This is a genomic window from Limnohabitans sp. DM1 (genome assembly GCF_001269385.1).
Lineage (GTDB): Bacteria > Pseudomonadota > Gammaproteobacteria > Burkholderiales > Burkholderiaceae_C > Limnohabitans_A.
Genome location: NZ_CXOO01000010.1, coordinates 120,815 through 132,636 on the forward strand (window position 1 = coordinate 120,815; position 11,822 = coordinate 132,636).

Here is an 11,822-nt window from a genome sequence, read left to right on the forward strand (position 1 = left end):
TAAATAAAGATTGCAAGTTTTTAGATGTTCTGAATATCCTTGATGGCTCACTCCGCCTCGCGCACCCGTAAAAAAGACGCAAAACGCGGCAAGCCCGAGGGCGTTCGCTCGCGGTAGCGGTAAGTCACCCAGGCCCCCACGGGCGGCGGGTTGCGGCGCTGGGCATCGCTCAATCCAGACCCCAAGGCAAAGCGCTGACCTGAAGGCATGTGCACCAGCAAAGCCCCGGTCATGCCTAGGAAACGTCCCTTGCCCTGCTGGTGGCCCACTACGAGTCCCTCCTCGTCCAGCTCGGGTTTGAGCTTGAACAGCGCGTCGGTGCGGCCGGGCTGCCAGAGGGCATCGGCCCGGTGCAGCATCAGCCCCTCGCCGCCTTGCCGCACTGTGTCCTGCAACAAGGCCTGCAAAGCGCGGGCGTCGCTCACCTCTCGCTGCGCCACGGGCATCAACCAAGGCTGCTGCGCTTGCGCCAGTGTGGATTGCAAAAAAGCCACCCGTTGGACAAACGGGGCAGCATGGCCCGGCGCGTCAAACACCAGGTACTTCACCGCCCGCCAAGCCTCGTCGTCAGGCTCGGTCTGGCGCACCACGCCAGAGAGCCGGTCAAACGCCCCCCGCCCCATCCACAACTCGCCGTCGAGCGCGACCCGTGGCAGCGCCGACAAAAACCAAGCCGGGGCCGCAATCACCCGGCCGCTGCGAAAACGCAAGACCTGCCCATCCCAGACGGCCCGAATGCCATCGAATTTTTCACTGACTGAAAACTCTTGTGGCGAACGCCCCGGAGGCCAAGGCATGGCCAGCTGAACGCCACTCGCGGCCCCTGACGGAACCGGACCCAAGGCCTGGGCCCAAACGCTAGGCATCAGCCAAGGCGACAAGAGCAGCGCAGACAAGCTGGCGCGTCGACCCAGGTCCGAAGTGGGTGCCTGAGGCTGGCGCGAAGCGCGGCCCTTGAGTGGGGCCGGGTCGAGGTCCGGCAAAAAGGCCAAAGATGGATGGGGCATGGTCGGTCTCCCTGAGCACCCCTAGACCCAGAGTTGCCTAAAAAAAGCAATCTGGCGCGGGGTCTTTTGTTTTCAGGAAGTGATGATGCGACGCTTTGCGCATCCGCGCAAGCCGCGTCGCCTGGCCGTCTCGCTCAGGCCATCAAACGCGAACTCTTGGGCACATGCGCCATCAAAAACTCCATCTGGTCGCTCAGGATGCGGCGGTTGCGCAAGATGAAGTCTTCCCACAGGCTGGGCACATAGGGCGCGTACAGCAGAGGCATCTTGGCTTGCTCGGGGGTGCGGCTGCTTTTGCGGTGGTTGCACGAGCGGCAGGCCGTGACCACGTTCATCCAGTGGTCGGGGCCGTTTTGGCACAGGGGCACGATGTGTTCGCGAGTCAGGTCTGCCTCATCAAAATCCCCGCCGCAATAGGCGCACACATTGCGGTCGCGCACAAAAAGTTTGGAGTTGGTCAAGCCCGGGCGCATGTCAAACGGGTTGATGCGGGGCACACCCTGGGTGCCAATGATGCTGTTGACGGTGATGATGGATTGCTCGCCCGTGATGGCGTTGTGGCCTCCATGAAACACGGCCACTTGCCCTCCCACTTCCCAGCGCACCTCGTCGGCGGCGTAATGGGTGACGGCTTGCTCCAGCGAAATCCACGACTGGGGCAGCCCTTGGGCTGAGAGTTTCAAGACCTTCACAAACGACTCCTTGGCACAGATGCACAGCACGGACATGGAAACGGGACTGTCTCGATCCGGTCAGATCAGGCGTGGTGCCGGGGTCTAAACGGAGCGGGCTCAGTCACAATATACCCTTTGAATTTCTCAAAACCATGACAAGGGCCAAAAGCCCCAAGTCCAGCACACCACAACGGCTCCAGCACATGAAGGTTTTCCGAGGCTTCCACCACCCCGACTTGGCCCCCGCTTGCGCCCTGACCATTGGCAACTTCGACGGCGTGCACCGCGGTCACCAAGCCATGCTGGCCCTCTTGCGCAGCGAAGCCGCGCACCGGGGCGTGCCCAGCTGCGTCATGACCTTCGAGCCCCACCCGCGCGACTACTTTGCCAAGGCCCTGAACAAGCCCGATCTGGCCCCGGCCCGCATCGCCACGCTGCGCGACAAACTGCAAGAACTCGAGCGCTGCGGCGTCGACCAAGTGGTGGTGGTGCCCTTTGACGCCCGCCTGGCCAGCCAGTCGCCCGAAGACTTCATCCAGCAGGTACTGGTGCAGGGCCTGGGCGTGCGCTATGTGCTGGTGGGCGACGATTTCCGCTTTGGCGCGAAACGCGCTGGCGACTACGCCATGCTCGACGCGGCCGGGCAAAACTTGGGCTTTGACGTGGCCCGCATGAACAGCTACGAGGTGCGCGGCCTGCGCGTGTCCAGCTCGGCCGTGCGCGATGCGCTGGCCAAAGGCGACCTGCCAGCGGTGCAGGCCCTGCTGGGCCGCCCTTACAGCATCAGCGGCCATGTGGTGCATGGGCGCAAGCTCGGGCGCGAGTTGGCCGCCACCGCAGAAGGCGCGGGCGACGGCTTTCGCACGCTGAATTTGCGCTTTTCGCATTGGAAGCCCGCCGCCAGTGGCATCTTTGTGGTTCAGGTGCATGGCCTGACCGATCAAGCCCTGAAGGGCGTGGCCAACTTAGGCATCCGCCCCTCACTCGACCCTAATGACGTGAACGGCGGGCGTGTGCTGCTGGAGACCCATGCCTTCGACTGGCCCGCCCAGCTGGGGGCCGAGGGGGGCTACGGTAAAATCATCCGCGTGGACTTGCTGCATAAATTACACGACGAACTGAAATACGACGGTCTGGACGCCCTGACACGGGGCATCGCCAAAGACTGCGACGATGCACAAGCCTGGTTTGCTTCGCGCCATGGTGAAACCAGCCGCCAGACCACCCGCGACCGAATTTGACGCTCCGGCCCTCGTTTGCCGCCTTCGACAGGCTCAGGGCAAACGACCTCCACGGCCCACCCCCTCTTGATCTCTCCGAATGGCTCAGCCGCTCGGGCTGAGCTTGTCGAAGCCCTCTCGACCCGACGCACCATGACCGACAAAACCCAGAACCCCGACACCCGCATCAACATGATGGACACCCCCTTCCCGATGCGCGGCGATTTGCCCAAGCGCGAGCCGGGCTGGGTGAGCGAGTGGAACGATGGCGGTTTGTACAAAAAACTGCGTGCCGCCCGGCAAGGCGCCCCGCTGTTTGTGCTGCACGACGGCCCGCCTTACGCCAACGGCAAACTGCACATCGGCCACGCGCTCAACAAAGTGCTCAAAGACATGATCGTCAAGTCCAAGCAACTCGCTGGCTTTGACGCGCAATACATCCCCGGCTGGGACTGCCACGGCCTGCCGATCGAAAACGCGATAGAGAAACTGCACGGCCGCAACCTGAGTCGCGACGACATGCAAGCCAAGAGCCGCGCCTTTGCCACCGAGCAAATTGGCCAGCAGCGCGAAGACTTCAAGCGCCTGGGCGTGCTGGGCGACTGGGAACGCCCTTACCGCACCATGGACCCGGCCAACGAAGCCGGTGAAATACGCGCCTTCAAACGCGTGATCGAACGCGGCTTTGTCTACCGTGGCCTGAAACCCGTGTACTGGTGCTTTGACTGCGGCTCGTCCTTGGCCGAGTTCGAGATCGAATACGCCGACAAAAAGAGTGACACGCTGGACGTGGCTTTTGAAGCCGACAACAACGCCGCTCTGGCTGCTGCCTTTGGCTTGACCAAGCTGCCCGGTGAAAACAGCAAGAAGGCCTTTGCCGTCATCTGGACAACCACCGCCTGGACCATCCCTGCCAACCAGGCCCTGAACGCCCACCCCGAGCTGGAATACGCCCTGGTGGACACGCCCCGCGGCGTGCTGATGCTGGCCGCCAGCCTGGTCGAGAAGTGTTTGGAACGCTACAAACTGCAAGGCACCGTGGTCGCCACCGCCGTGGGCGAAAAACTGCGTGGCCTCGTCTTCCGCCACCCGCTGCACGACACCGTGACCGCCGAAGAAGGCGGTCCCTACAGCTACCGCCGCAAGTCCCCTCTGTACCTGGCCGAGTACGTGACCGCCACCGACGGCACGGGCATCGTGCACTCGTCGCCCGCCTATGGTGTGGACGACTTCAACTCCTGCGTGGCCAACGGCCTGGCCTACGACGACATCCTCAACCCGGTGCAAGGCAACGGTGTGTATGCGCAAGAGCTCCCCTTCTTTGGCGGCCAACACATCTGGAAAGCCTGCGCCCGCGTGATCGAGGTGCTGGGCCAGAGCGACCGCCTGATGGCCACCGTGGAAATCACCCACAGCTACCCGCACTGCTGGCGTCACAAGACGCCCGTCATCTACCGCGCGGCCGCCCAGTGGTTTGTGCGCATGGACGAAGGCGAGGGCGTGTTCACGAAGGACAAAGCGCCCAAGACCCTGCGCCAGCTGGCACTGGACGCGATCGAACAAACCCAGTTCTACCCCGAAAACGGCAAATCCCGCCTGCGCGACATGATCGCCAACCGCCCGGACTGGTGCATCTCGCGCCAGCGCTCATGGGGCGTGCCCGTGCCCTTCTTCTTGCACAAGGACAGTGGCGAGTTGCACCCGCGCACCATGGAAATCCTCGATCAAGCCGCTGACATCGTCGAAAAAGGCGGCATCGAAGCCTGGAGCCGCGTGACGGTGGAAGAGATTCTGGGCGCAGCCGACGCCCCCAGCTACACCAAGAGCACCGACATTCTGGAAGTCTGGTTTGACTCCGGCTCCACCTTCCAGCATGTGCTGCGCACCAGCCACAAAGACGCGTATGGCGTTGCGCCCTTCCATGCCGAAGGCCCTGAAGCGGACCTGTACCTCGAAGGCCACGACCAACACCGCGGCTGGTTCCACAGCTCGCTGCTGCTGGGCTGCGCCTTGTACGACCGCGCCCCTTACCGAGGCCTGTTGACCCACGGCTTTGCCACCGACGGCCAAGGCCGCAAGATGAGCAAGAGCTTGGGCAATACCGTCGAGCCACAAACCATCAACTCCAAGATGGGCGCGGAAATCGTGCGCCTGTGGGTGGCCAGCACCGACTACTCGGGCGACCTGAACATCGACGACAAAATCCTCGCCCGCGTGGTCGACGCCTACCGCCGCATCCGCAACACCTTGCGCTTCTTGCTGGCCAACGTGAGCGACTTCGACCCGGCCACTGACACGGTGCCCGACGACCAGCTGCTGGAAATCGACCGCTTTGCCCTGGCCCGCGCCGCCGAGTTGCAAGCCGACATCCGTGCCCACTTTGACGCTTACGAATTCCACCCCGTGGTCTCCAAGCTGCAAATCTACTGCTCGGAAGACCTGGGCGCGTTCTATCTGGACGTCCTGAAAGACCGCCTGTACACCACAGCACCCAAGAGCCTGGCCCGCCGCAGCGCACAAACGGCGCTCTACCGCATCACCCACGGCATGCTGCGCTGGATGGCACCTTTCCTGTCGTTCACGGCCGAAGAAGCCTGGAAGACTTTCGGTACATCGGAGTCCATCTTCCTGGAAACCTTCAGCGACTTCGGCGCGGCCGATGCACCTCAACATATCGCTCTGCTCGCCAAGTGGGCCCGCATCCGCGAAATCCGCGACCTGGTGAACAAGGACATCGAAAACCTGCGCACCGCAGGCCAGGTGGGCGCGTCGCTGCAAGCCGAGATCACCCTCACTGCGCCAGCCGCAGACCATGCCTTGCTGGCCAGCTTGGGCACGGACATCAAGTTCGTGTTCATCACCTCCAAAGTGACTTTGCAGGCAGGCGAAGCATTGGCGGTGCAGGTCACTGCCAGCCAGGCCACCAAGTGCGAGCGCTGCTGGCACTACGCCGACGACGTGGGCCACGACGCGGATCACCCCACGATTTGCGGGCGCTGCGTGAGCAACCTCTACGGCGCTGGCGAAACCCGCAGCGTGGCCTGACCTTCACGCACCAACCACACGAGGCAAACCCATGGCCAGCAGCAAAAAAATCGGCAAAAGCTACGCCAGCAAAAGCCCGGGCATGGCGCTCTGGCTGGGCATCGCCCTCTTGGTGCTGCTGCTCGACCAGTTCACCAAGGTGCTGGTGCTGGGCGCTTTCCAGCTCGGAGACAGCACGCCCATCACCTCGTTTTTCAACCTGGTGCGGGTGCACAACCACGGCGCAGCGTTCTCGTTTCTGGCAGGTGCGGGTGGCTGGCAGCGCTGGTTTTTCACGGGCATCGGCGTGGCGGCGGCCCTCTTCATGGTCTGGATGCTGCGGGCCCACCCCGGCCAAAAACTCTTTGGCCTGGCCATCTCGCTCATTTTGGGCGGGGCGATTGGCAACGTCATTGACCGCCTGCTGCACGGCTATGTGGTCGACTTTCTGGACTTCTACTGGGGCACCTGGCACTTCCCGGCCTTCAACGTGGCCGATGCCGGTATCAGCGTGGGCGCTGCGCTGTTGATCCTGGACGAAATCTTGCGGGTGCGGCGCGGGCGTTAAGTTACATCGCAATCACTTGAAGCCCACCGAGTTGGCCATTGGACGGTGCGGATGGCCGATTTCCTGGCGCGAAGCGACTGATGAGGCCATTCGCACCGCCCAATGGCCAACACCCACAATGGCCAGATCTCATGTAAGCTGGACAACCTGATTTTTTCACCACGGAGATCCCCATGCCCGGATTGCTGCCCCACATTGACCCCGATGGTCTGCTCGAATTTTCGGTGGTGTACACCGACCGCGCCTTGAACCACATGTCCAAGCGCTTTGGCGGCGTAATGACCGACATCTCGCGCATGCTCAAAACCGTGTACGGGGCCCACTCGGTCGCCTTGGTGCCGGGCAGCGGCACCTTTGGCATGGAGTCGGTGGCACGCCAATTTGCCACCAACCAGCACGTCATGGTGATACGCAACGGCTGGTTCAGCTTCCGCTGGACCCAAATTTTTGACATGGGCCAGATCCCCAAGAGCCACAGCGTGCTCAAGGCCCGACGCATCGCCGACGGCTCGCAAGCCGCCTGGACACCCGCCCCGATTGCCGAGGTGACTGCCGCCATTGCCGCCGAAAAACCCGCTTTGGTGTTCGCCCCACATGTGGAGACGGCCGCCGGCATGATGCTGCCCGACAACTACCTGAAAGCCGTGGCCGACGCGGTGCACGCGGTGGGCGGTTTGCTGGTGCTGGACTGCATCGCCTCGGGTGCCATGTGGGTCGACATGAAGGCCACGGGCGTGGATGTGTTGATCAGCGCGCCACAAAAAGGCTGGAGCAGCTCGCCTTGCTGCGCCATGGTCATGCTGAGCGAACGCGCCCGCCAGGCGATTGACGGCACCACCAGCACGACCTTTGCGATGGACCTGAAAAAGTGGCTGCAGGTCATGGAAACCTATGAAGGCGGTGGCCACATGTACCACACCACCTTGCCCACCGACGCCCTGCTGCGCCTGCGTGATGCGATGGTTGAAACCGATGCTTATGGGTTTGACAAGGTGCGTGAGGAGCAAATGGCACTGGGCCGAGCCGTGCGCCAGTTGCTGGCCGAGCGCGGCTTTCCCAGCGTGGCCGCGCCGGGTTTTGAAGCCCCTGGCGTGGTGGTCAGCTACACCACCGACCCCGACATCCAAAGCAGCAAGAAATTCCTGGCCGAAGGCCTGCAAACCGCCGCCGGCGTGCCGCTGCAATGCGACGAACCCGCCGATTTCCGCACCTTCCGAATGGGCCTGTTTGGCCTGGAAAAATGGCACAACGTGCAACGCACTTTGCAGCAACTGCGCACCGCCTTGGATGCGGTGGCACCGGCAGAAGCCGAGAAACTGGCGGCCTGAGAAGTTTTTTAAATCAGGAGTCCGCCCATAGGCGAGGGTTCAGGATCAAGAAGGTATTTGTAGGAGCCCACCCTGTGGGCGATGGGCGTGGGACACGCCCTTGAAAACCATCGCCCACAGGGGTGGGCTCCTACGAAATCAGCCCAATCAACTGGCTGTTACAAGGTGATGATCGTGCAGCCCGTGGTTTTGCGGGCTTCCAGGGCGATGTGGGCGTCCTGAATTTGCGCCAGTGGGAAGGTCTGGTCAATGTGGATTTTCACTTTGCCGCTGGTCACAGCCTCGAACAAATCATCGGCCATCTCTTGGGTGTTTTCGCGAGTGGTGATGTGGCTGAACAAGGTCTGGCGCGTCACATAGATCGAGCCCTTGGGGCCGAGGATGCCCGGCGCAAACGGGGCCACAGGCCCTGAGGCATTGCCAAAGCTGGCCATCAAACCAAACGGAGCCAGGCAGTCCAGCGACTTGTCCCAAGTGTCTTTGCCCACCGAGTCGTACACCACTTTCACACCTTTGCCGCCGGTGATTTCCTTGACCTTGGCCTGGAAGTCTTCGGTGGAGTAATTGATGCAAAACTCGGCGCCATTGTCCAAAGCCAGTGCGCACTTGGCATCGCTGCCCGCCGTGCCGATCAGGCGCAGGCCCAAAGCCTTGGCCCACTGGCAAGCGATCAAGCCCACACCGCCAGCGGCTGCATGGAACAGCACAAAGTCACCGGCTTTCAAGCCGCCCTGTGGGAGCGTGCGCTTGAGCAAATATTGCGCTGTCAGGCCCTTGAGCATCATGGCCGCACCGGTCTCGAACGAGATCGCATCGGGCAGCTTGCACACGCACTTGGCGGGCATCACGCGCACTTCGCAGTAGCTGCCGGGCGGCTGGCTGGCATACGCTGCGCGGTCGCCCACCTTCAGGTGCGTCACGCCTTCGCCCACGGCTTCCACCACGCCCGAGCCTTCCATGCCCAATTTCAAAGGCATGGGCAGCGGGTACAAACCACCGCGCTGGTACACGTCAATGAAGTTCAGGCCGATGGCTTTGTGGCGGATGCGGATCTCGCCAGGGCCGGGCTCGCCCACCGTGACATCGACCAGTTTCATGACTTCGGGACCGCCGTTCTGGTCGATCTGGACTGCAAGGCTCATGGAGTTCTCCTGTAGGGGTAAACAAACGATGCGTGACTTTGCCACGAATTGCAGGCCTTGACAGACCCCCAAGGACAGCTGCGCGACAGGGGGAAAACCCGAATACCGATACAGTCGCCGCATGTCTCAAAAACTCTCTCCGGTCACCGCGCTGTTGCTGACCATTCCGCCGCTTTTGTGGGCGGGCAATGCCGTGGTGGGCCGCATGGTCAGCCCCCTGGTGCCGCCCATAACCCTGAACTTTTTGCGCTGGGCACTGGCCTTTGTGATTTTGGTGCCGCTGGCCAGCTGGGTGCTGCGCTCTGGCAGCGGGCTGTGGTCGCATTGGCGGCGCTTTGGCCTGCTCAGCTTGCTGGGCGTGGGCTGCTACAACGCGCTGCAATACCTGGCACTGCAAACCTCCACCCCGCTCAACGTGACACTGGTGGCCGCCAGCGGCCCGGTCTGGACGCTGGCCATCGGGGCGCTGTTTTTTCAGACACCGGTGCGCCGAGCACAAGCGCTGGGGGCCGTCTTCTCCATTGTGGGCGTCACCATTGTGTTGTCACGGGGTGACCCCGCGCAGCTGCTGAATGTGCGCCTCGTCGTGGGGGACTTTTTCATCCTGCTGGCCACGGCCTGTTGGTCAGCCTACAGCTGGCTGCTCAGCCGCAAAGACGAGCCCGAAGCCATTCGCCAAGACTGGGCGGCCTTCTTGCTCGCGCAAGTGGTGTTTGGGTTGGGCTGGTCCAGCCTGTTTGCCGGGCTCGAATGGGGCCTGACCGATGCCCACATCACCTGGGGCTGGCCCTTGATCGCCACACTGGCCTTTGTGGCTGTGGGGCCAGCGGTGCTGGCCTACCGCTGTTGGGGCCTAGGCGTGCAGCAAGCCGGCCCGGCCATGGCCGGTTTTTTTGCCAACCTCACCCCCCTGTTTGCCGCCATCCTGTCTGCAGCCTTTCTCGGCGAACTTCCACACGCCTACCACGCACTGGCCTTTGCGCTGATCATTGCGGGCATCTGGGTGTCATCGCGGCGGTGATGCCAGCCTGGTTCTGCCTCTTGATTCGGCCCTGTGAAGTCTGAGCCGTGTGTTGCCCGCGTCTAATCGCCAGCAGGGCTAGCTCCCACAAGGTGCAAGGTTGAAGTCACCCTGCAGACTTCACAGGGCCGGATCAATAAAACGGCACGGACATCTGCAAGCCCACACGCCAATTTTTGAGTTTGCTGGCCCGCTGATCCAGGCCTTCAGACAGTTCGGTGTAGGCCAGCTCGGGCGTCCAAGTCATCCCCTTCCAGGTCAACACTTGACTGGCACCGATACCCCACACATCCCCACGCGGTGCATTCACCCTGGGGTCATAGGCCCCCAAACTGGTGTTGATCCGTCCTTTGTGCACTTTCAGTTGCCGTTGACTGTCGGCATCCATCCAGCCCAGCGTCACGACCCTCGAGCCCGCGCCCTGTGCAGGCCCCACCCAGCGCGCACCCTGCGTATAGCCCTGGCCGTAAACCCCATTGACATACCCTGGAAAAGCTTGTTTTTTGTCCCACGGCAAGCTGTACGCATTCGCATTGGCCCATTCGGCAAACACGCGATGCCGACCCTGACCCACAGTGCTCTCCACGCCCCAAAGCGTCATGAACTTATAGGGCAAGGGAATTTTTCCGGCCGCATCCTCGCCCATCCACTGCGTGTAAGCAGCGCAAGAGCCCAGCCACAAGCCCCAGGATGGAGGACACGACAAACGGACGTCAAAGCCTGCAATCTGGCCGCTGCTGTCAACGAAAGAATCTTGGGCAGAGGCATTGACCTGCTGACCAAGCATGGCTTTCACAAAGTTACTCAGCCCACCCTGACGCCCCTTACCCCCAGTTTGCAAACCTCTGCTCAACCCCACTTCAAGCCACGGCTGCGGCTTCAATGTCAAACGCATGCCTGAAAACAAAAATCCAGTCGGCTGGTTTGCGACCACCAAGGGATCTTGAGCCTTGGCCACAAACACATCCAAGTTCCAAGGCCCCATCCAGCTCAACCACGGGCTCACAGAGGGAAGCACACTGCCACGCTGAACACCAACGCCCGACCATGCAGGGTTGTTGTGCCCGTTGACCATACTGCTTTGCCAACCCGGCCCCCACCAAAACCGATGAGAAAAAGCCTGCACGTTCCAGCCTGCAAAACCCAACACTGCGGCGCTACCCTCAGGTTTGAAGGCGTACCGCCCCTCTGTTCCCATGCCTCTGAACTGCGTTTGCAATGAATTGGGGCTGGCCTCAAGACGTGCACCCAATCGCCCGGCCACGGACAAATCACCCCATGCCTGACGACCTTCGGCTGTCGATATTTGCGCACTGGTACCGGGCGTGTAGTTTTCACCATACCCATTCAAGGCCTCAGACTCAGAACGCACATGCAACTGCATGCGCCCACTTGAACGCAAAGCCTGCAACTCCTTCAACACAAACGCCCGCGCCAATTCAGCGGCCTGGATATCCGTCAATGCCCCATCCCCCCACGACGAACCCTTTGGGCCTTCACCCTTGAACACCATTTGCGCCAAAGACAACTCGACCGCCGCTGCAGGCAAAGGCCAATGACTGGTGGTGATCTGCAAACCCGCATGATCAACCAGCCACTGCAAATGGTGCCTTGCAGTCCAAGACGGCGTGTAAGGCACGCTGGCCGCCATGTCCATGGGCCTCTGAGGCTGCGTCTGCGCCTGAGCCATGGCAAGCAGCAAGGCCCAAAACAAGGCAACAAGTGCGTTTTTCATTGATACCTGAATCCATGACTTGACTCACAAAATGAACAACTTTGCCCATTGCCTTCTCCCATCTTGCGGCCCCTGCGGAAGATTTAATTGGGATCTGACCCCA

Annotated in this window: 9 protein-coding genes; 5 read left to right on the forward strand and 4 right to left on the reverse strand. The window is 61.8% G+C overall.

Going from position 1 to position 11,822, the window contains the following annotated elements:
- Positions 1-47: 47 nt before the first annotated feature.
- Positions 48-1,007: a DNA ligase gene (locus AMM33_RS01825; RefSeq protein ID WP_228767894.1), complete on the reverse strand. Its 960-nt coding sequence runs from the start codon at positions 1,005-1,007 to the stop codon at positions 48-50.
- Positions 1,008-1,141: 134 nt separating this feature from the next.
- Entirely contained in the window at positions 1,142-1,699 is a 558-nt protein-coding gene (locus AMM33_RS01830) for an HNH endonuclease (RefSeq protein WP_090138724.1), read from the reverse strand.
- A gap of 185 nt (positions 1,700-1,884) precedes the next feature.
- Here AMM33_RS01830 and AMM33_RS01835 point away from each other — a divergent pair, with 185 nt between their 5' ends.
- The 4 genes from AMM33_RS01835 (at position 1,885) to AMM33_RS01850 (ending at position 7,821) form a co-directional block, all read left to right on the forward strand.
- Positions 1,885-2,922, forward strand: a complete 1,038-nt coding sequence (locus tag AMM33_RS01835; RefSeq protein ID WP_090138725.1) for a bifunctional riboflavin kinase/FAD synthetase — start codon at positions 1,885-1,887, stop codon at positions 2,920-2,922.
- Positions 2,923-3,054: 132 nt separating this feature from the next.
- Positions 3,055-5,946: an isoleucine--tRNA ligase gene (gene ileS, locus AMM33_RS01840; protein WP_090138237.1), complete on the forward strand. Its 2,892-nt coding sequence runs from the start codon at positions 3,055-3,057 to the stop codon at positions 5,944-5,946.
- A gap of 31 nt (positions 5,947-5,977) precedes the next feature.
- Positions 5,978-6,493 carry a signal peptidase II gene (gene lspA, locus AMM33_RS01845; protein ID WP_090138239.1) on the forward strand — a complete coding sequence of 172 codons (516 nt, stop codon included), beginning with the start codon at positions 5,978-5,980 and terminating at the stop codon, positions 6,491-6,493.
- 173 nt (positions 6,494-6,666) lie between these two features.
- A complete protein-coding gene (locus tag AMM33_RS01850) occupies positions 6,667-7,821 on the forward strand; it encodes an aminotransferase class V-fold PLP-dependent enzyme (protein WP_090138241.1) in 1,155 nt (384 codons plus the stop codon).
- 158 nt (positions 7,822-7,979) lie between these two features.
- On the opposite strand, the gene AMM33_RS01855 is transcribed toward AMM33_RS01850, so the two are convergent.
- Positions 7,980-8,963 (reverse strand): quinone oxidoreductase family protein, encoded by a 984-nt coding sequence (locus AMM33_RS01855; RefSeq protein ID WP_090138243.1) that lies wholly within the window; start codon positions 8,961-8,963, stop codon positions 7,980-7,982.
- A gap of 121 nt (positions 8,964-9,084) precedes the next feature.
- Here AMM33_RS01855 and AMM33_RS01860 point away from each other — a divergent pair, with 121 nt between their 5' ends.
- The gene (locus AMM33_RS01860) at positions 9,085-9,984 is read left to right on the forward strand and encodes a DMT family transporter (RefSeq protein ID WP_090138245.1); all 900 of its coding nucleotides are present in this window, start codon (positions 9,085-9,087) and stop codon (positions 9,982-9,984) included.
- A 133-nt stretch (positions 9,985-10,117) separates the two neighbouring features.
- Here AMM33_RS01860 and AMM33_RS01865 read toward each other — a convergent pair whose 3' ends face one another.
- Positions 10,118-11,719 carry a capsule assembly Wzi family protein gene (locus AMM33_RS01865; protein WP_090138247.1) on the reverse strand — a complete coding sequence of 534 codons (1,602 nt, stop codon included), beginning with the start codon at positions 11,717-11,719 and terminating at the stop codon, positions 10,118-10,120.
- Positions 11,720-11,822 lie beyond the last annotated feature (103 nt).